Here is a 19,072-nt window from a genome sequence, read left to right on the forward strand (position 1 = left end):
AAATCACCAATCAGTTCATAAAAGTTTCGGCTTCGACTTGGTTTGCATCCAGCCCAGCGCCATGGCCAGCCAATACACCTTCATCGTCACCACAAAACTGGCCACCAAGGCGAGCCAGCTCAGATCTGAAATCACTTTTGGCGCCACCAGAAGCAACGCCACGGTCAAGATGATCTTGACCAACTCCCAAACAAACAGACCCGCCAAGGCAGAGCCTGATTGGGTTCGTCGCATTTGTCGACTCAAAGCCCTGACAAATACAACAGCCGGAATCACCACCGCCACAGAACCCCATGCCGCCGATGCCGCCAATCGAAACTGCCCGCTGACCAAACCAGTCAACACAGCCATCAACGCACCCACGACCACCTGCAAAGCCAACACGCGCCAAGGTGAAACCACCGGGTTTTGTTGACGCCAAGCTTGGGCCTGTTCAGCCGTCAAGGGCTTGAATTCGGGCTCAAGACCTTCATCTGCACCATCTGACGCACTGACCGGGATACCCGTTTCTGGGTATGAGGCGATTTTGACCATCTCAAATTACACCGAAGTTACGTACAACACGTCAAATCCAGCAAAGCCTTTGATTATACGTAGAAACCCGTGCGTCTTCAGCTTTTGATTCACAACAATTCCCTCATGCTGTATGTGGCCTGCCCCCAACAGCGACAATTGTCTCGTTCATCCTCATTTGAGGACTCGTTTCAAAGCATGATGATTGGCTCTTTATATGTACGAATGGTTTAAATTTTTTCACCTTGGCGCTGGCATCGTGTGGCTCGGCGGCATGGCCTCGGTCATTTTGGCTTTGCGCCCGATGGTCATGGCTCAGATGGCGCCACCCGAGCGCTTGACCCTGATGTCTGGTGTGTTGTCCCGCTTTTTTGTGATGGTGTGGATTTCGATCGCCCTGCTCCTGGCTTCGGGCTTCTGGATGCTGTCCATGACCGATATGAAACTGGCCCCCAAAGGTTGGCATGCCATGTCCGGACTTGGCCTGTTGATGTGTCTGATTTTTGCGCACATCTGGTTCGCGCCATTTCGCAAGCTGAAGGCCGCCGTGCTGGCCGCTGACTGGCCCGCTGCAGGCAAAGCTCTTGGGCAAATTCACCCCTTGGTGGTGACCAATTTCGTGCTGGGCTGGCTGGCGGTTTTGGCCGTCGTGGTCTGGCGTTAAGCTTGCAACCCCAACGGAATTTTTTCATGAGTGCGTCCATTACTCCTCCTGCCGGCATTGATCCGCGCAAAGAAACCCTGATCGAATACCCCTCGATCTTCCCCATCAAAGTCATGGGGGCCATGGTCGATGGTTTTGCTGAAGCTTTATGCCAGGTAGCCTTGCAATTTGACCCCGGTTTTGATGCAGCCACCATCGAACTGCGCCCCAGCAAGGGCGGCAACTACCTTGGCGTAACGCTCAACATCACCGCCACAAGCCGTGAACAACTTGACGATTTGTACCGTGCGCTGACCTCGCACCCGATGGTCAAAATCGTCCTCTGAACATGGACATCCGGCTTCTGGGGCGGGTCGAGTACCTGCCAACTTACGAGGCCATGCAGGTCTTCACCCACGAACGCACGCCTGAGACGCCCAACGAACTCTGGATTTGCGAACACCCTCCTGTGTTTACACAAGGCCTGGCTGGACAAGCGGGTCATGTGTTGATGCCTGGCGACATTCCGGTGCTGCAGACCAACCGGGGCGGGCAAGTCACCTTTCATGGACCGGGCCAAGTGATGGCATACCCACTGGTCAACTTGCAACGTGCTGGTTATTTCGTCAAAGAATACGTTTACAAGCTCGAAGAATCGGTCATCCGCACGCTGGCGCATTTTGGTGTCACGGGCCACCGTGTGACCGGTGCGCCAGGCATTTATGTGCGCCTAGACGACCCCTACTCGCATGCTGCGCTGGTGGGGCCTGCGCCAGCCAGTGACCCATTCAAAGGCCTGGGCAAAATCAGTGCGCTGGGCATCAAAGTCAGCCGACATTGCACCTACCACGGTGCCGCACTCAACGTGGCGATGGACCTCGAGCCCTTTAACCGCATCAACCCCTGTGGCTATGCCGGCCTGAAAACCGTGGACCTTTCTACAATCGGCGTAGAAACCACTTGGGACGAAACCGCCCATGTGCTGGCCCAACAATTGGCGGCCCGTTTATGAACCCCTGCCTGCGCACGCGATGTGGCTGCAGTGACTGAAAGAACAAGATGAGCAACACCCCCACCGAACGCAACGTGGTTCGCGAAGCCCAAAGCGTTGAAAACTACGACCCCATGGCCAAGCAAAAAGCAGCGGCCAAGCTGTCTCGCATTCCGGTCAAAGTCGAAGCCGGTGAAGTGCTCAAAAAACCCGAGTGGATCCGCGTCAAAGCGGGCTCCCCCACCACCCGCTTTTACGAAATCAAAGACGTGCTGCGCGCCAACAAACTGGTGACTGTGTGCGAGGAAGCCAGCTGCCCCAATATTGGTGAATGCTTTGGCAAAGGCACCGCCACCTTCATGATCATGGGCGACAAGTGCACCCGCCGCTGCCCGTTTTGCGATGTGGGCCATGGCCGCCCCGACCCGCTGGATGTAAACGAGCCCGACAACCTGGCCAAGACCATTGCGCAACTCAAGCTGAAATACGTGGTGATCACCAGCGTGGACCGCGACGACCTGCGCGACGGCGGTGCGGGGCATTTTGTGGAGTGCATCCGCAAAACACGTGAGCTGTCACCCACCACCCAGATCGAAGTGCTGGTGCCCGACTTCCGGGGACGCGATGACCGCGCATTGGAAATCCTCAAAGCCGCACCACCCGATGTGATGAACCACAACATGGAAACCGTGCCGCGCCTTTACAAAGAAGCGCGCCCCGGCTCGGATTACCAGTTTTCGTTGAGCTTGTTGAAGAAATTCAAAGCGCTGTTTCCGAACGTGCCCACCAAGAGTGGCTTGATGGTCGGCTTGGGCGAAACAGACGAAGAAATTTTGGACGTCATGCGCGACATGCGCGCGCACAACATCGAGATGCTGACCATTGGCCAGTACTTGGCACCCAGCAACAGCCACCTGCCCGTGCGCCGTTATGTTCACCCCGACACCTTCAAGATGTTCGAGGCCAAAGCCTACGAAATGGGCTTTTCGCATGCGGCAGTGGGCGCGATGGTGCGCAGCAGCTACCACGCAGACCAGCAGGCGCATTCGGCGCAGCTGAATCTGGCCGACAAACCCTGACCCGCTCAACCTATCCACCTCAAGGCCGTCATGACCGATTCCAGCCCTTACACACCACCCTCCATCTGGACTTGGAACAAGGCCAATGGCGGACGCTTTGCCAACATCAATCGCCCCATTGCAGGACCAACACACGAGCAAGAACTGCCCCGCGGCAAGCACCCGCTGCAGCTGTATTCGCTGGCCACGCCCAATGGCGTCAAAGTCACGGTGATGCTCGAAGAGCTGCTGGCCTTGGGCCATGTGGGCGCTGAATACGACGCCTGGCTGATCCGTATCCAGGAGGGGCAACAGTTCAGCAGCGGGTTTGTAGGCGTTAACCCAAACTCCAAGATCCCTGCCTTGCTGGACTGCAGTAGCACTGAGCCTGTACGGGTGTTTGAATCGGGTGCCATCTTGTTGTACCTGGCTGAGAAGTTTGGTGCCTTTGTGCCCACCGACCCGGTGCGGCGGGCCGAGTGCCTGTCTTGGTTGTTCTGGCAAATGGGCAGCGCGCCTTACTTGGGCGGTGGTTTCGGTCATTTTTATGCCTACGCCCCCATCAAGATCGAGTACGCCATTGACCGCTTTGCCATGGAAGTCAAGCGCGAGATGGATGTGTTGAACCGGCGATTGGCAGAAAGCCGCTTCATTGCGGGCGATGACTACACCATCGCCGACATGGCCATCTGGCCTTGGTATGGCGGCATGGCCAAGGGCACGATGTACGAGGCAGGCGAGTTTTTGCAAGTGCACGAATACGAACACGTCAACCGCTGGGCCGACGAGCTGGCCAAGCGCCCTGCCGTGCAACGCGGGCGCATGGTCAACCGGGTCATCGGGCCGCCCGAAATGCAACTGCATGAGCGCCACGACGCAGGTGATTTCGACACCCGCACGCAGGACAAACTCGAAAAATCCTGACTCAGTTCGCCATCAAACCCGATGGCTCGTCTGAATCCAGCACTTGGCTGGCCCACAACGCCAACTTGGTCGTGTCCGATCGCAAGACCTGTTGCTTGACGGACAGGATCTGCGACGGGTGCATGGAAAAACTGCGCAAACCCAGACCCAGCAGCAGCCGGGTCATGGCCACGTCGCCCGCCATCTCGCCACACACCGAAACGCCTTTGCCTTGGACATGGCATTCGGCAATGGTGTCGGCTACCAGACGCAGGACGGCCGGATGTAAGGGGTCGTACAAGTGCGCCACCGATTCATCAGCCCGGTCAATGGCCAGCGTGTACTGAATCAGGTCGTTGGTGCCAATGGACAAAAAGTCAAAGTACTTGAGAAACAAGCGCAACGACAAAGCGGCCGCAGGAATCTCGATCATCGCACCCAGGCGCACCGGGCCATAGGCGGCACCTCGGCGGTCCAACTCGTGCCGTGCTTGCTCGATCAAGGCCAAGGTCTGGCGAATCTCGCTGCCATGCGCCAGCATGGGAATCAACAAGTTGACTTTGCCGTGGGCTGCAGCACGCAAGATGGCGCGCAGCTGGGTCAAAAACATGGAAGGATCGGCGAGGCTCCAGCGGATGGCTCGCAGGCCCAAAGCCGGGTTCAAATGCGCGGCATCGTGCCGTGCTTCATCGAGCGGTTTGTCTGCGCCCACATCCACTGTGCGCACCGTGACGGGCAATCCGTTCATGCCATCCACAGCACGGCGGTAGGCCTCGTACTGCTCCTCCTCACCGGGCAAGTTGCCTTGGCGGCCCATGAACAAAAATTCGCTGCGAAACAGACCAACGCCAACCGCACCTGCGGTGATGGCGGCTTGGGTGTCTTCAGGCATCTCGATGTTGGCCAGCAATTCGATTCTTTGGCCATCCAGCGTGACCGCCGGGGTATGCCGCAAGCGTGCCAGACGCTGGCGCTCCAGATCGCCCTGGCGCTGCTTGAAGCCGTAATCGGCCAGGATGATGGGCGAAGGGTCCACGATGACCACACCGGCATCGCCATCGATGATGACCCAATCGTCTTGCTTGACCAACTGGCTGGCACTGCGTGCGCCCACCACCGCCGGAATGTCCAGGCTGCGCGCCACGATGGCGGTATGAGACGTTTTGCCACCTACATCCGTCACAAAGCCTGTAAAAACGCTTTGCTTGAATTGCAGCATGTCGGCTGGCGATAAATCGTGCGCCACTAACACCAGAGGCACATCCATGGTGTCGCCCAACTGCAGCTCTTGTTGGGGCCGTGCGGGCCTGCGCGCTTGCGTGACCAGCGAGCCGGTGCCTTTGAGGCAATGCAACACCCGCTCGGCCACCTGCTCCATATCGGCTTTGCGTTCCCGCAAATAGGGGTCTTCCATCTCGTCGAACTGGCGGGCAATGATCTCGAGCTGACTGGTCAGCGCCCACTCGGCGTTGTACAGACGCTCTTCAATCCACTGACGCACACCCGCCGTCAGTTCTTCATCTTGCAAAAGCATCAGGTGCACATCGAGCAGGGCCGTGAGTTCATGCGGCGCGTCTTTGGGCATGTCTTTTTGCAGCCGCTGCAACTCGTCCACCACGTCATCACGGGCCTTGCGCAGGCGTTTGATTTCCAGCGTCACCTGATCAGGCTGGATGAAATAGTGCGCCACATCGACCCGGCTGGAAGCAACCAGCACAGCGCGCCCAATCGCAATGCCCCGGGCGACCGCCAAACCGTGGATGCTGAAAGTCATGACATCCCCCCAGCACCCGTCCAGAATTTACGGCGCGACATGCTCACTCGCCCTCACCAAACTTGTCGGCCATCAACGCGAGCAATGCATCCAACGCCTCCTGATCGCGCTCCCCCTGGGTCTCCACCAGCACTTCGCTGCCCAAGCCTGCCGCCAACATCATCACGCCCATGATGCTTTTGGCATTGATGCGGCGCTCACCCTTGCTGAGCCAGACTTCGCACGGAAAACTACCAGCCAGCTTGGTCAGCTTGGCCGATGCGCGGGCGTGCAAACCCAGTTTATTGCTGATGGTCGTTGTGGCTTGGGGCATGTCTCTTTCCTGTTTGATTTTGGGGCGCAGTGCTGCCCACGGGCATGACGCCTTGGGTGCCGCCAGCGTGGGCACGGGCGGCCAGCGCCTCCAGACTTTCATGGCGGTAACACACGCTGCGCAGCAGCATGGGCAAGTTGGCCCCTGCCACCAGTCGTGTGTGCTGCCCATCATTGAGCTGCTGAGCCACGTTGCACGGTGTGGCGCCGAACACATCGCTGAGCAACAAAACTTGGTCTGTGCCCAGCGCCGTCATGGCGCGACGTGCTTCAGCCAGCGTGACTTCAGGCGCGTCGTTCGGCCGCACATCGACAGACAAGACACCCGAAGCGCAATCGGGGAACACGTGCAATGCACATTCACGCAAGGCATGGGCCAGCGGGGCGTGGGCGATGATAAGGATACCGATCATGAGGACTTCATTATCAGGTCTGATCCGGCTTGCTCAGAAGGAAATACACCCACGACAGACATGAACACACCGCAAAACCGGCCAAAGCCACCTGATAGGCCATGACCGAAGGCAAGCCCAGGCTGCGCCCAGCATCCACCGCCAAGCCAATGCCCCACTGCACCACAAAGATGCCCGCGAAGATCACCAGGTTGTAAGCCGATAAGGCACGCCCAGCCAAATGCGCCGGAAAAGCCATGCCTACGGCAGGCTGGGCCAAGGCCACAAAAGTGCTGCACACGCAATACAACGCCAGGGCTGCCGCCGCTAAGTCGCCGATGGCAGCACCCAAGCCCACCAGCGCAGCGAGCACCACGAAAGTCAGGGGCAAACCCCAGGCGATCAAGCGCTCAACAGGAATGCCCCGTCGTGCCAAACGCGGAGTGACCATCCCCCAAAGCCAAAATGCCACCAGCATGCTGAGGTTGATGAAGAACAAACCTGTTGCCGCTTCATTGGCCGTCCACCCGGCCACTTGTGTCATCCATGGGCCCGCCCACAGGGTTTGAATGGCGACCATGCCCCCGTAACTGAAAAAGCCGATGGGCATCATGCGCCAAAAATAAGGGCTGCGCCAAATTTGACGGTAACTGCCGTCGTCGTCCAAAACGGGCACTGCATGTGCTACACCCATGGGCGTGGCTTTTTGCCACTGTGGCACCACCAACGCGATCAGCACCATGGCCAGAGCAATCATCACCCCCAGCATGACAAACAGGGCGCGCCAACCCCAAATGGGCATAAGCCATTGCACCGGCAAGGTGGCCGCTAACATGCCCAGCGAACCGGTCATCAGCATCCACGAATTGGTGCGCAATTGGGTACTGGCGTCAAACCAGCGCCGATACCCGGTCAAAGGCGCCATCAGACAGGCGCTCACGCCCATGCCGCACAGCACACGAGCGGCCAGAAGGCCATGAAAACTGTCAGCCCACGAAAACGCCAGGCACCCCAACACGGCAAATGACAAAAAAGCCAACACCACTTTTTTGGGCCCATGCCTGTCCAGCAAGCGCCCCAAAGGCAACTGGGTCAGCGAAAAGCCCAAAAAGTACCCGCCCGCCAACAGGCCCAGGTCTTGTGCATTCAGGCTGAACTCCGTGAGAAGCGTGGGCGACAAAGTGGCGGTAATGGCACGCACCAAAGCCGAGAAAAAATACGCCAGCGCAAACGCCAAAAAGACCACTACGGCCATCCGGCGGGGCAAATGAGCGGGCTGAGCCAAAGTCGCAGCGGTCATGGTTTCAGCCCGTCAAACAAGGTATTGGGCATTTCAGGCGAAATTTGCCGGTCATACACCACCGCATGAATCAGCCGCACATGGTCGCCATCGGCCACAGCCCCCCAGACGGCGGCCATGGTCACCGCATCCCCATTGGCCCGCAGGCCTTGGGCCTGAATTCGAACGGACGACGCCAGTGGCAATTGCCCCGGACGGTGCCAGTTCTGCCGCTGCTCAAGCGCCAAAGGCTGCTTGATCCGGGCGTTGTCCAGCGTGGCTTTTTGCCACCCGGACATCACCGCATTGACATCGGCACCCGCCTGCAAAGGTGCGGTCATGACCGCCACGATGGCCGTGCCACTGTCGCAACCGACGACTTGCAAGTCCACAGCCACGCCCCCCAATGGCACAGAGCGCGTGGTGCGGTCGGGTTTACAAGGCAACTGGGCTTTGAGCGTGCTGCCTTCCAAGGTGACCTCACGCCAGTTCTGGGCGGGGCTGCAGGCGCTCAAAGCAACGCTAAATATCAGGCTGGCCGTGACGGCCATGAAATGGTTTTGCATGGGGTGATTATCCTGATCAGCGACGAGCTGGATTTTTCGCGACAATGAATGCATGAATTCACTTGACGGCATCCGCGTACTTGACCTCTCCCGCGTATTAGCGGGCCCATGGTGTACCCAGACATTGGCCGACCTGGGGGCCGACGTCATCAAAATCGAACGTCCCGGCAGCGGCGACGACACCCGGACCTGGGGGCCGCCTTTTCTGAAAGACGCCGAAGGTCGGGACACCGCCGAGGCGGCGTATTACTTGGGTGCCAACCGCAACAAACGGTCTGTGACCTGCGACATCGCCCAGCCTGAAGGTCAGGCGCTGATTCGCGAGTTGGTCAAGCACTGCCACGTGTTCGTTGAAAACTTCAAGGTGGGCGACATGGCCCGTTACGGGCTTGACTACCCTAGCCTGAGCGCCCTCAACCCCAAGCTGGTTTATTGCAGCGTGACGGGCTTTGGCCAGACCGGCCCTTACCGCGAACGCGCAGGCTACGATTACGCCGTGCAAGGCATTGGTGGCCTGATGAGCGTCACCGGAGAACGCGATGATCTGGGTGGCGGCCCCCAAAAAGTGGGGGTGGCCGTGGCCGATTTGTTCACTGGCATGTACGCCACCGTCGCCATTTTGGCGGCACTGCGCCACGCCGAACGCACCGGAGAAGGCCAGCAAGTCGACATGGCCTTGCTGGACACCCAGGTTGCCATGCTGGCTAATTTGGGCTCCAACTACCTCGTCAGCGGCAAAGTACCGGGCAGAGCGGGCAATGCGCACCAGAACATCGTGCCCTACCAAGTGTTTGAGGTCATGGCACCCGACGACACAGCACCAGGCACGCGCGACCACCTGATTTTGGCCGTAGGCAACGACGGGCAATTTGCCAAATTTTGTGCCGTTGCAGGCCATCCCGAATTGGCAAAGGACCCGCGCTATGCATTGAACGCCGACCGCGTACGCCACCGCGCAGAGTTGGTGCCTCAGCTCGAGGCGATCATGAAATCCCGGACCAAGGCCACTTGGCTGGGCGCACTGGAGGCCGCAAAAGTGCCCTGTGGTGCCATTAACACATTAGGGGAAGTCTTTGCCGACCCGCAAGTACAAGACCGCGGCATGGTCAGCACTTGGTCACACCCGATCCAACCGGCCTTAAAACTGGTGTCCAGTCCCATCAAGATGAGCCTCACCCCCGTTCGCCAAGACCTTCCACCGCCCATGCTGGGTCAGCACACGGCCGAAGTTATGACCGAGGTGTTGGGCTGGACCGCAGAACAACAAGACCTATTGCGCGGCAAAGGGGTGATTTGACAGCGCGACATTTACCGCGTCGCACGGCACGCCGACCCAACCCCTGTCCAACTGGCGTTTAGCGCAAAGCACCAAACACTTTGCTCAGCAAGGCGCTGCCTGCTTGGGCTGGGTTTTGTCGAATTTTCTTTTCCTCTTCGCCGATCATGAAATACAAACCATCGAGTGTTTTGTCAGTGACATACGACGCCAGTTTGGCTTTGTCTTTGTCCAACAAGCCGATGCCCGACAGTTTGACCGCGACAGCGTTGAACTGATCCACCACGCCGAGTTTTTCAAGCGATTGCCTGACTGTTGGCATGAATTCCACAGCCAAGGGTGTTCGCGTCTTGACGGCAAAAAATTGCGTCACTGCATTTTCGCCTCCTTGCAAAATGCCCTTGGCATCCTGGACCGACATTTTCTGAATGGCCTGGGTCAGCAGCTTTTTAGACAGCGGCACCGCAGCTTCGGCCGCACGGTTCATCTGCAAGCTCAGTTCATCCAGTTGTTTACCCATCCCCAAATTTTTCAGCAACTTGGCACCTTTGCGCACTGCGTCTGGCAGACCAATGCGCACCTTGTCATTGCCCCAGAAGCCATCTTGCACGCCCAACAACTGCACAGCCATCTCACTGCCTTTCTCGAGCGCCAGCTTGAGCCCCTTAGACGCATCGCCCGAAGTCAAGTCAGCCAATACGGTGGCGTACGCTGGCGCAATCACAAAATAACCCGCGGACATCACGAACGTATTAAACTTTCGGCGATGAAGATGCATTTGAAAACTCCTTGGAAGCGCCAGCCGATTAGACGGTCTGTGTTGAATTGGGCCTGCGCCCTCGGTTTCTTGTTTGCCCTTGGGGGCTGCTCTTCTGAACGTGCGCCCGAATCTTCCTTCGTTTTGCTCGACGGCTCCACCGTCACGTCACAGCAATTGCAAGGAAAAGTATCTTTGGTGAATTTTTGGGCGACCAGCTGCACCACATGTGTGGCCGAAATGCCCGAACTTGTGACCACATACAACAAATTCAAAGACAAGGGCTATGAAACAGTGGCCGTGGCCATGCGCTACGACCCGCCCAGTTATGTTGTAAATTTCGCGCAAACGCGCCAATTGCCGTTCAAGGTTGCAATTGACAACACAGGCGCCGTTGCGCGCGAATGGGGTGATATTCAACTCACCCCCACCACCTTCTTGGTGAACAAGCGCGGCGAGATCGTTAAGCGCTATGTAGGTACACCCAACTTTGTTGAGCTGCACCAACTGATCGAAAAGTTGCTGACACAATCCTGAGCCGGCTGCTCCACAGCGGCTTGCGGCTCAGGCTCAAAACACGTTCAATCTTTTCGGAAGTTGTCGTGACAAGTTTTGCATGACGCCGCTGCCGGGCCAAAAGCCGCCTTCAATGCCTCGACATTACCGACCTTGGCAGCCACATTCAGTTTCGCCATTTCGGCTTGCATCTTGTCAGCCGCCTCTTTGTATTTGGCTGACTCTTTCCAGATTTCAGGCTTGGCGCGTGTTTCTCCTTTGTCCGTGCCTTCACCGAATGCGGCCCACGGCAATTTGGACATTGTGGTGACCAGCTCGGCATTGTCCGCTGCGGCTTTTGCATCGTAGGGCAAGCGCCCATTGGCCATGGCACCCAGTCGACCAAAATGCGTCGCCATGACGTTAAAGCTGGCTTTTCGGTATTTGATGGCATCGTCGGGTTTGGCAAATTGGGCTTGCGCGGGTACAGCCAAGGTCAATGCCATTGCGGCGGCCAATAGGTTCAATATCGTTTTCATGCGTGACTCCAATCAATTTAAACGGCGCCTAAAGCCTTATGCTTTTAAACTGTTTTAGTCTCGCATAATTTTGCTTATTCGCACAGGTGTCATTGATGATGTTTACTGTCCGCATATGGGATTTACCCACGCGCCTTTTTCACTGGGCTTTGGTGACCTGCATCGTCGCTCTGCTCATCACCGGCAATCTAGGGGGGGCCGCCATGGCTTGGCATTTCCGCTTTGGTTATGCCGTTTTGACGCTTGTGTTGTTTCGTTTGGCTTGGGGCCTTTGTGGTGGCTTTTGGTCACGCTGGGCACAAATGCCCATTAGCCTACGGCATGTACGGGCCTACCTGAATGGGCACTCTGACATCCGCCATCGTGCTGGCCATAACCCCTTGGGGTCTTTGTCGGTCATTGCACTCCTTTGTGTTTTGCTCCTCCAAGTCGGGACCGGCTTGGTCAGTGACGATGAAATCTCCAACATGGGTCCACTGTCCACTTTGGTTTCTGGCACGGTGGTGACTTGGGCTAGCAGTTGGCATAAAAATGTTGGCAAATTCATTTTGATCGCATTGATTGCGATGCATTTGCTGGCGCTGGCTTGGTACCGTTTTCGCAAACATCCCCCACTCGTTCCGGCCATGTTGCACGGCAATAAAACACTGCCCGAACCTGTCCCTGAGTCTGCTGATAACGGGAAGAGCCGCGTGCTGGCACTGATGATTTTGTTCTCGGCGGCACTGACCGTCGCAGCACTCGTGTCGTTAGGTGGGTGACACAACCACAGATGATGCGCTTTTGTCCAAGCTACACTCTTGCTCTTTTATTTGATGTCTACATTGCACAAGCTCACCGCACAACTCCTGCCGCCATCCAGTGTCAACGACTGGATAGAAACACGCGCTGTCTTTCAGGAATATGCGGCCAGCCTGGATGTAGATCTGTGCTTTCAGGGCTTTCAGGAAGAACTGGCGGGATTGCCGGGCGATTACGCCGAGCCACGAGGAACCGTCTTGCTGGCTTGGGTGGATGGCGCTGTTGCGGGTTGCTGCGCATTAAGGCCGCTTGATGCATCGGATTACACCAATGCCAGCGAAATGAAGCGCTTGTATGTTCGCCCAGCATTTAGAGGTTTGGGCTTAGGTCGGCATTTAACAGAAGCCATTCTCGATGCTGCGCGCAAAGCTGGCTACAGCTGCGTGTTGCTCGACACACTCGACGAAATGGAGTCGGCCAGAGCTCTGTATGAAGACCTCGGGTTTGAAGAGATTCCACCTTACTATCACAACCCCCATGCCGGAGCGCATTACCTCAAAGTCGACATCGATTGATGTTGTCACTGACGCAATAAAAAAGGGACTCAAGGTCCCTTTTTTCATTTTGATGATCCTAGATCAGCTTTTTGATTGCGCCAGCAAAGTGGCGGCATCACTGACTTCGAATTTTCCTGGACCCTCTACGTTCAAGCTGGCAACTTTGCCATCTTTGACCAACATCGAGTAACGGTTGCTGCGCAAGCCCAGACCTTTGCCGGTCAAATCAAGTGTCAGGCCCGTGGCTTTGGTGAAAGCCGCATCACCATCGCCCAGCATGCGCACTTTGGTACCGGTTTGCTGGTCACGTGCCCAAGCGCCCATCACAAATGCGTCGTTCACGCTCACGCACCAGATTTCATCGACACCAGCGGCCTTCAAGGCATCGTGGTTTTCAACATAACCAGGCACATGCTTGGCCGAGCAAGTGGGCGTGAAGGCGCCGGGCAGTGCAAACAGCGCAATGGTTTTGCCTGCGCAGGCTTTGGCCACGTCCACAGGGTTGGGGCCAATGCTGCAGCCATTGCCCTCCACCTCGACATATTCCATCAGGGTGGCTGCGGGCAGTGCGTCGCCGACTTTGATCATGTTGTGCTCCATCTGTTTGATTGGCGAAAGTGCCAGGGTAAAAAAAAACGACCCACTATTGTGGGTCGTTTTCTGAAAATTTGCAGAAGTCAGGCTTTTGGGCTTAGACGGCTGCAGCTTTCTGAACCAGGCGAGTCGCCACCCAGTTTTTGGTCTTCGAAATCGGACGGCTTTCAGTGATTTCGATAGTGTCGCCCAGGTGAAATTCACCTGTTTCGTCGTGCGCATGGTATTTGCTCGACTTGGCCACGATCTTGCCGTAGAGCGCGTGTTTAACGCGACGCTCAACCAGCACGGTCACGGTCTTGGCGCGCTTGTCGCTGACCACCTTGCCAATCAAGGTGCGCTTGAGGGATGTTTTAGCTTCCGTCATGGTCACTCCTTACTTGGCGGCTTGCTTTTGGGCAAGGATGGTTTTGGCACGAGCGATGGAACGACGGGTTTCGCTCAACGTTCCGGTATTGCCGAGTTGTTGCGTGGCTTTTTGCATACGCAGACCAAAGTGGGCTTTTTGCAGCGCTTTGATTTCGTCTTTCACACCAGCAACGTCTTTTTGGCGCAGTTCAGCAGCTTTCATTTCTTGTTTCTCCTGAATTACTGGCCGATCATGCGTGCCACAAAAGTGGTACGCAGAGGCAACTTGGCAGCGGCCAATTTGAAGGCTTCGCGGGCCAACTCTTCTGGCACGCCTACGATTTCGTAGAGCACCTTTCCGGGTTGGATCTCAGCCACATAGTATTCGGGGTTACCTTTACCGTTACCCATACGCACTTCAGCAGGCTTAGTGGAAATCGGCTTGTCAGGGAACACACGAATCCAGATACGACCACCACGTTTGACGTGACGGGAAATCGCACGACGTGCGGCTTCGATCTGACGGGCCGTCAAACGGCCACGGTCTGTGGACTTCAGGCCGAAGTCACCAAACGCCACCGTGTTGCCACGGGTAGCGACGCCGGTGTTGCGGCCTTTCTGTTCCTTGCGGAACTTTCTGCGAGCAGGTTGCAGCATGTTGTTACTCCTTATTGACCGTCAGCTGCTGCAGCTGGCGCGGCGACTGTGCGTACGCGCTTAACGGCGGGTTTGGCATCACCACCTGCACCGGCGGGCTTGTCGCTACCGTCAGTGGGGGCTGTGTTGGTGCCAGCGGGGCGACGTGGGCCACCACGACGATCACCTGTTGGGCGATCACCAGGACGGGCGTCACGACGTGGACCACGTGGGCGGCGCTCTTCTTCGGCACGTGGCTCAGCCAGTGCTGGAGCATCGTTGCGACCCAAAGTGTCACCTTTGTAGACCCAGACCTTGACACCAATGATGCCGTAGGTGGTCTTGGCTTCGGAAGTGGCGTAGTCGATGTCAGCGCGCAGGGTGTGCAATGGCACACGACCTTCGCGATACCACTCGGTACGCGCAATTTCGATACCGTTCAAACGGCCAGCCGACATGATCTTGATGCCTTGAGCACCCAGACGCATGGCGTTTTGCATGGCGCGCTTCATGGCGCGGCGGAACATGATCCGCTTTTCGAGCTGTTGCGTGATGCTGTCAGCGATCAATTGCGCATCGATTTCGGGCTTGCGCACTTCTTCGATGTTCACTGCCACTGGCACACCCAAACGAGCAGCGAGTTCTTTCTTGAGCAACTCGATGTCTTCGCCTTTTTTGCCGATCACCACGCCTGGACGAGCCGAGAAGATGGTGATGCGGGCGCTCTTGGCTGGACGCTCGATCAGCACGCGGGAAACCGCGGCGTTCTTGAGCTTGGCCTTGAGGTACTCACGCACCTTGATGTCTTCAGCCAGCATGCCAGCGAAGTCTTTGTTGCTTGCGTACCAGCGGCTTGCCCAGTTACGGCTGATGGCCAAACGGAAGCCGGTAGGATGGATTTTTTGTCCCATGTTTCTTCCTGCTTAGTTGCCAACCGTCACATACACATGGCATGTGGGCTTGCTGATGCGGTTGCCACGGCCTTTGGCGCGGGCGGTAAAACGCTTGAGCGTAGTGCCTTGTTCGACGTAGATGGTTTTCACCTTCAACTCGTCGATGTCAGCACCGTCATTGTGCTCAGCGTTGGCGATGGCGGACTCCAAAACCTTTTTGACGATGCCAGCAGCTTTTTTCTGCGTGAAAGTCAAAATGTTCAGAGCTTGATCCACTTTTTTACCGCGAATCAAATCGGCGACCAAGCGGCCTTTATCGACCGACAAACGGACGCCCCGGAGGACTGCACGTGTTTCCATGGTCTTTCCTTATTTCTTCTGGACTTTTTTGTCCGCAGGGTGACCCTTGAATGTCCGGGTCAGTGCGAATTCGCCCAATTTGTGGCCAACCATTTGATCGGTCACATAAACAGGAACGTGTTGCTTGCCGTTGTGAACGGCGATGGTCAGACCGATGAAATCGGGCAAAACCATGGAGCGACGCGACCATGTCTTGACGGGCTTTTTATCTTTGGTGGCAACGGCTTTTTCGACCTTGGCCAACAAATGGTGGTCAACGAATGGACCCTTTTTGAGAGAGCGTGTCATTGTCTAACCCTTACTTCTTGCGACGCGACACGATCATGACCTGTGTGCGCTTGTTGTTACGGGTACGGTAGCCCTTAGTGAGGTTGCCCCACGGGTCTACTGCATGACGGCCTTCGCCGGTACGGCCTTCGCCACCACCGTGCGGGTGATCCACAGGGTTCATGGCAACGCCACGAACTGTTGGGCGGATACCCATCCAGCGCTTGACACCGGCCTTGCCCAATTGGCGCAGGCTGTGTTCTTCGTTGGCGACTTCACCAATCGTTGCGCGGCACTCGATGTGGATCTTGCGAACCTCACCGGAGCGCATACGCACTTGAGCGTAGATGCCTTCACGAGCGAGCAAGGTTGCCGAGGCACCAGCCGAGCGGGCGATCTGAGCACCAGCACCGGGCTTGAGCTCGATGCAATGGATGGTCGAACCCACTGGGATGTTACGGATAGGCAAAGTGTTGCCAGCGCGGATAGGCGCCTCTGGGCCCGACAACAAGGTTGCACCGGCTTCAATGCCACGTGGGGCAATGATGTAACGGCGCTCGCCATCGGCGTAGCACAGCAAAGCAATGTGCGCAGTACGGTTTGGGTCGTACTCAATGCGCTCGACTTTCGCCGGGATTGCATCTTTGTTGCGCTTGAAATCGACCACGCGGTAGTGGTGCTTATGACCACCGCCTTTGTGGCGAGTTGTGATGTGACCGTTGTTGTTGCGGCCCGACTTCTGGTGCTGGGGTTCCAGCAACGGAGCGTAGCCTTCACCTTTGTGCAGGTGGTCACGGGTGACCTTCACCACGCCACGACGGCCTGGGGATGTCGGTTTGATCTTGATGACAGCCATGATTACGCAGCCTCCCCGGACAGGTTCAGCTCTTGACCTGGTTGCAGCGTGACATAAGCCTTGCGAATGTTGTCGCGACGGCCAATGGTCTTGCCAAAACGCTTGGTCTTGCCCTTGGTATTCACCACAGACACGCCTTTGACCTCGACCTTGAACATCAATTCCACAGCGGCTTTGATTTCAGGCTTGGTAGCGTCCTGCAGCACTTTGAATGTCACAGCGTTGGATTTTTCTGCAACCATGGTGGCCTTTTCGGACACGATGGGCGCAACCAACACCGACATCAGACGACCTTCGTCAAACTTCACGGCGCTCATGCAAACATCTCCTTGAGTTTGTCCATGGCGCCTTTGGTCACGAGGACTTTCTTGAAGTTCACCAAAGACACGGGATCAGCGTAACGGGGCTCAACAATCAGGATGTTGATTAGGTTGCGCGATGCCAGGTACAGGTTTTCGTCGACTTCGTCAGCGATCACCAGCACGTTGTCGAGACTCATGGCCTTGAACTTGGCAGCGAGCTGCTTTGTTTTTGGCGTTTCGACCTTGAAGGAATCCACCACAGCCAGACGGCCTTCGCGGGCCAACTGCGAGAAGATCGAAGCCATACCAGCACGGTACATCTTCTTGTTGATCTTCTGTGTGAAGTTTTCGTCGGGCATGTTCGGGAAAATCCGACCACCGCCACGCCACAAAGGCGAGGAAGTCATACCAGCACGAGCGCGACCAGTGCCTTTTTGTTTAAAAGGCTTCTTGGTGGAGTGGTGAACTTGTTCACGGTCCTTTTGGGCGCGAGTACCTTGACGGGCGTTTGCCTGATAAGCCACCACAATTTGGTGGATCAGGGCTTCGTTGTATTCACGACCGAACACGGTTTCTGGCGCATCCACTTTGGAAGCGGCTTGACCTTGGTCGTTCAGGAGTTCGAGCTGCATCAGATCGCTCCTTTAGCTTTGATGGCGTGACGCACAGTCACAAAACCACCCTTGGAACCAGGAATGGCACCCTTGACCATCAACAGGCCACGGGCTTCGTCAACGCGAATGACGGCCAGGTTCTGCGTGGTGCAAGTCACATCACCACGGTGACCCGACATTTTCTTGCCTGGAAACACGCGGCCTGGATCTTGGGCCATGGAGATCGAACCGGGCACGTTGTGCGAACGGCTGTTACCGTGCGAAGCGCGCTGCGATTTGAAGTTGTGACGCTTGATCGTGCCGGTGAAGCCCTTACCGATGGAAGTGCCTTGCACGTCCACTTTCTGGCCCACAGCAAACACGGCTGCCACAGGCACAGTGGCGCCTGGGGCGTACTGGGCGGCTGCGTCAGAGGTCACGCGGAATTCTTGAATGATTTCACCGGCTTCAACACCGGCTTTGGCCAAGTGACCAGCGATTGGCTTGGTCACGCGCGATGCCTTGCGGGCACCAAATGTCACTTGCAAAGCGACATAGCCATCGTTCTCTTGGGTTTTGACCTGGGATACACGGTTGTTAGACACATCCAACACTGTGACAGGAACTGAATCCCCATCATCAGTGAACAGACGCATCATGCCCACCTTGCGACCCAGCAACCCGAGGGAGTTGCTCAGACTCATTGTTTTCTCCAAAACTTCCACCGCAGCCACTTCAATTGGCAGCCACGTTTGGTATGTGAAAGACTGTTAATAAATCTCACCCCTAAAAGAGGTGAGCCTGAAATTATAGCCCGACTTGCCATAGCTGGCAAATCGGGCACTATTTCAAGTTTTTGGCTGGCCTTTCAGCCAACCCAAACCGCATTACTGCAGCTTGATTTCGACGTCCACGCCAGCAGGCAGATCGAGTTTCATCAGGGCGTCGACTGTTTTATCAGTAGGGTCCACGATGTCCATCAAACGCTGGTGTGTACGGATTTCCAACTGGTCACGGCTGGTCTTGTTGACGTGCGGTGAACGCAGGATGTCAAAACGCTTCATGCGTGTTGGCAAAGGCACTGGGCCCTTGACAATCGCGCCAGTGCGCTTGGCAGTGTCAACGATCTCGGCAGCGGACTGGTCGATCAGTTTGTAGTCAAAAGCCTTCAGGCGAATGCGGATTTTTTGCTTGGATGACATGTCAATTCCTTGTGGTGAGTTTTCTGCTTGCTACAGTGCAAAGGCCAAACCTTTGCACTGCTGCGCCACAAATGAATTAAGCGATGATCTTGGCAACAACGCCGGCGCCAACGGTGCGGCCACCTTCGCGGATGGCGAAGCGCAAGCCTTCTTCCATCGCAATGGGGTTGATCAACTTCACAGTGATCGACACGTTGTCACCAGGCATCACCATCTCTTTGCCTT

Annotated in this window: 29 protein-coding genes and 1 pseudogene; 9 read left to right on the forward strand and 21 right to left on the reverse strand. The window is 56.6% G+C overall.

Annotated elements, in window-relative coordinates; all coding sequences use genetic code 11:
* Positions 1-15: 15 nt before the first annotated feature.
* Positions 16-534: an ATP synthase subunit I gene (locus tag BN3544_RS13470; protein WP_019429173.1), complete on the reverse strand. Its 519-nt coding sequence runs from the start codon at positions 532-534 to the stop codon at positions 16-18.
* A 196-nt stretch (positions 535-730) separates the two neighbouring features.
* Here BN3544_RS13470 and BN3544_RS13475 point away from each other — a divergent pair, with 196 nt between their 5' ends.
* The 5 genes from BN3544_RS13475 to yghU are packed head-to-tail and all read left to right on the forward strand — an operon-like array spanning position 731 to position 4,129.
* A complete protein-coding gene (locus BN3544_RS13475; protein WP_019429172.1) occupies positions 731-1,177 on the forward strand; it encodes a CopD family protein in 447 nt (148 codons plus the stop codon).
* Between the two features lie 26 nt (positions 1,178-1,203).
* Positions 1,204-1,503, forward strand: a complete 300-nt coding sequence (locus BN3544_RS13480) for a DUF493 family protein (protein WP_019429171.1) — start codon at positions 1,204-1,206, stop codon at positions 1,501-1,503.
* Between the two features lie 2 nt (positions 1,504-1,505).
* Positions 1,506-2,168 carry a lipoyl(octanoyl) transferase LipB gene (lipB, locus tag BN3544_RS13485; RefSeq protein WP_019429170.1) on the forward strand — a complete coding sequence of 221 codons (663 nt, stop codon included), beginning with the start codon at positions 1,506-1,508 and terminating at the stop codon, positions 2,166-2,168.
* 47 nt (positions 2,169-2,215) lie between these two features.
* Positions 2,216-3,226 carry a lipoyl synthase gene (gene lipA, locus BN3544_RS13490; protein WP_019429169.1) on the forward strand — a complete coding sequence of 337 codons (1,011 nt, stop codon included), beginning with the start codon at positions 2,216-2,218 and terminating at the stop codon, positions 3,224-3,226.
* Between the two features lie 30 nt (positions 3,227-3,256).
* The gene (yghU, locus tag BN3544_RS13495) at positions 3,257-4,129 is read left to right on the forward strand and encodes a glutathione-dependent disulfide-bond oxidoreductase (RefSeq protein ID WP_019429168.1); all 873 of its coding nucleotides are present in this window, start codon (positions 3,257-3,259) and stop codon (positions 4,127-4,129) included.
* A gap of 1 nt (position 4,130) precedes the next feature.
* Here the strand turns inward: yghU and ptsP are convergent, their stop codons facing one another.
* From ptsP to BN3544_RS13520, 5 genes are read right to left on the reverse strand one after another with little or no spacing between them, the layout of a single operon-like run.
* Positions 4,131-5,882 carry a phosphoenolpyruvate--protein phosphotransferase gene (gene ptsP / locus BN3544_RS13500; protein WP_019429167.1) on the reverse strand — a complete coding sequence of 584 codons (1,752 nt, stop codon included), beginning with the start codon at positions 5,880-5,882 and terminating at the stop codon, positions 4,131-4,133.
* 43 nt (positions 5,883-5,925) lie between these two features.
* Positions 5,926-6,195, reverse strand: a complete 270-nt coding sequence (locus BN3544_RS13505) for an HPr family phosphocarrier protein (RefSeq protein ID WP_019429166.1) — start codon at positions 6,193-6,195, stop codon at positions 5,926-5,928.
* Entirely contained in the window at positions 6,164-6,607 is a 444-nt protein-coding gene (locus BN3544_RS13510; RefSeq protein ID WP_019429165.1) for a PTS sugar transporter subunit IIA, read from the reverse strand. Before BN3544_RS13510 ends, BN3544_RS13505 begins: the two co-directional genes overlap by 32 nt.
* A gap of 13 nt (positions 6,608-6,620) precedes the next feature.
* Positions 6,621-7,886, reverse strand: coding sequence for an MFS transporter (locus BN3544_RS13515; protein ID WP_019429164.1), 1,266 nt, complete (start codon positions 7,884-7,886; stop codon positions 6,621-6,623).
* Positions 7,883-8,431, reverse strand: coding sequence for a hypothetical protein (locus BN3544_RS13520; protein WP_019429163.1), 549 nt, complete (start codon positions 8,429-8,431; stop codon positions 7,883-7,885). The genes BN3544_RS13515 and BN3544_RS13520 overlap by 4 nt, the downstream gene beginning before the upstream one ends.
* 52 nt (positions 8,432-8,483) lie before the next feature.
* Here BN3544_RS13520 and BN3544_RS13525 point away from each other — a divergent pair, with 52 nt between their 5' ends.
* Positions 8,484-9,728: a CaiB/BaiF CoA transferase family protein gene (locus tag BN3544_RS13525; RefSeq protein ID WP_026036501.1), complete on the forward strand. Its 1,245-nt coding sequence runs from the start codon at positions 8,484-8,486 to the stop codon at positions 9,726-9,728.
* Between the two features lie 58 nt (positions 9,729-9,786).
* On the opposite strand, the gene BN3544_RS13530 is transcribed toward BN3544_RS13525, so the two are convergent.
* A complete protein-coding gene (locus BN3544_RS13530) occupies positions 9,787-10,338 on the reverse strand; it encodes a DUF4197 domain-containing protein (protein ID WP_306459978.1) in 552 nt (183 codons plus the stop codon).
* A 141-nt stretch (positions 10,339-10,479) separates the two neighbouring features.
* Here BN3544_RS13530 and BN3544_RS13535 point away from each other — a divergent pair, with 141 nt between their 5' ends.
* Entirely contained in the window at positions 10,480-11,001 is a 522-nt protein-coding gene (locus BN3544_RS13535; protein ID WP_036074780.1) for a TlpA disulfide reductase family protein, read from the forward strand.
* A 44-nt stretch (positions 11,002-11,045) separates the two neighbouring features.
* Here BN3544_RS13535 and BN3544_RS13540 read toward each other — a convergent pair whose 3' ends face one another.
* The gene (locus BN3544_RS13540; RefSeq protein WP_026036500.1) at positions 11,046-11,498 is read right to left on the reverse strand and encodes a c-type cytochrome; all 453 of its coding nucleotides are present in this window, start codon (positions 11,496-11,498) and stop codon (positions 11,046-11,048) included.
* Between the two features lie 98 nt (positions 11,499-11,596).
* Between BN3544_RS13540 and BN3544_RS13545 the strand changes: the two genes are divergently transcribed.
* Both BN3544_RS13545 and BN3544_RS13550 read left to right on the forward strand, forming a co-directional pair.
* Positions 11,597-12,259 carry a cytochrome b/b6 domain-containing protein gene (locus BN3544_RS13545; RefSeq protein WP_026036528.1) on the forward strand — a complete coding sequence of 221 codons (663 nt, stop codon included), beginning with the start codon at positions 11,597-11,599 and terminating at the stop codon, positions 12,257-12,259.
* A 54-nt stretch (positions 12,260-12,313) separates the two neighbouring features.
* Complete coding sequence (locus tag BN3544_RS13550; protein ID WP_155820370.1) at positions 12,314-12,814, forward strand: GNAT family N-acetyltransferase; 501 nt, start codon at positions 12,314-12,316, stop codon at positions 12,812-12,814.
* A gap of 63 nt (positions 12,815-12,877) precedes the next feature.
* On the opposite strand, the gene BN3544_RS13555 is transcribed toward BN3544_RS13550, so the two are convergent.
* The 13 genes and pseudogenes from BN3544_RS13555 to BN3544_RS14210 form a co-directional block, all read right to left on the reverse strand.
* Positions 12,878-13,384, reverse strand: coding sequence for a peroxiredoxin (locus tag BN3544_RS13555; RefSeq protein WP_026036526.1), 507 nt, complete (start codon positions 13,382-13,384; stop codon positions 12,878-12,880).
* Positions 13,385-13,487: 103 nt separating this feature from the next.
* Positions 13,488-13,757, reverse strand: coding sequence for a 30S ribosomal protein S17 (gene rpsQ / locus BN3544_RS13560; RefSeq protein ID WP_019426898.1), 270 nt, complete (start codon positions 13,755-13,757; stop codon positions 13,488-13,490).
* 9 nt (positions 13,758-13,766) lie between these two features.
* Positions 13,767-13,961, reverse strand: a complete 195-nt coding sequence (gene rpmC, locus BN3544_RS13565) for a 50S ribosomal protein L29 (RefSeq protein WP_019429303.1) — start codon at positions 13,959-13,961, stop codon at positions 13,767-13,769.
* A 17-nt stretch (positions 13,962-13,978) separates the two neighbouring features.
* A complete protein-coding gene (gene rplP / locus BN3544_RS13570) occupies positions 13,979-14,395 on the reverse strand; it encodes a 50S ribosomal protein L16 (RefSeq protein WP_019426900.1) in 417 nt (138 codons plus the stop codon).
* Between the two features lie 11 nt (positions 14,396-14,406).
* Complete coding sequence (gene rpsC / locus BN3544_RS13575; protein WP_019429302.1) at positions 14,407-15,285, reverse strand: 30S ribosomal protein S3; 879 nt, start codon at positions 15,283-15,285, stop codon at positions 14,407-14,409.
* Between the two features lie 12 nt (positions 15,286-15,297).
* On the reverse strand, positions 15,298-15,627 hold the full coding sequence (gene rplV / locus BN3544_RS13580) for a 50S ribosomal protein L22 (protein ID WP_019426902.1): 330 nt from the start codon (positions 15,625-15,627) through the stop codon (positions 15,298-15,300).
* 9 nt (positions 15,628-15,636) lie between these two features.
* The gene (gene rpsS, locus BN3544_RS13585; RefSeq protein ID WP_007847809.1) at positions 15,637-15,915 is read right to left on the reverse strand and encodes a 30S ribosomal protein S19; all 279 of its coding nucleotides are present in this window, start codon (positions 15,913-15,915) and stop codon (positions 15,637-15,639) included.
* 10 nt (positions 15,916-15,925) lie between these two features.
* The gene (gene rplB / locus BN3544_RS13590; protein ID WP_019429301.1) at positions 15,926-16,750 is read right to left on the reverse strand and encodes a 50S ribosomal protein L2; all 825 of its coding nucleotides are present in this window, start codon (positions 16,748-16,750) and stop codon (positions 15,926-15,928) included.
* 2 nt (positions 16,751-16,752) lie between these two features.
* A complete protein-coding gene (gene rplW, locus BN3544_RS13595; protein WP_019429300.1) occupies positions 16,753-17,067 on the reverse strand; it encodes a 50S ribosomal protein L23 in 315 nt (104 codons plus the stop codon).
* Entirely contained in the window at positions 17,064-17,684 is a 621-nt protein-coding gene (gene rplD, locus BN3544_RS13600) for a 50S ribosomal protein L4 (protein WP_019426906.1), read from the reverse strand. Before rplD ends, rplW begins: the two co-directional genes overlap by 4 nt.
* The gene (gene rplC, locus BN3544_RS13605) at positions 17,684-18,349 is read right to left on the reverse strand and encodes a 50S ribosomal protein L3 (protein ID WP_026036525.1); all 666 of its coding nucleotides are present in this window, start codon (positions 18,347-18,349) and stop codon (positions 17,684-17,686) included. The genes rplD and rplC overlap by 1 nt, the downstream gene beginning before the upstream one ends.
* A 183-nt stretch (positions 18,350-18,532) precedes the next feature.
* Entirely contained in the window at positions 18,533-18,847 is a 315-nt protein-coding gene (gene rpsJ / locus BN3544_RS13610) for a 30S ribosomal protein S10 (RefSeq protein WP_019426908.1), read from the reverse strand.
* A 76-nt stretch (positions 18,848-18,923) separates the two neighbouring features.
* Positions 18,924-19,072: pseudogene (locus BN3544_RS14210) on the reverse strand (elongation factor Tu); the annotation flags it as partial.

Origin of the sequence: Limnohabitans sp. Rim47 (assembly GCF_001517545.1) — a bacterium.
Lineage (GTDB): Bacteria > Pseudomonadota > Gammaproteobacteria > Burkholderiales > Burkholderiaceae_C > Limnohabitans_A.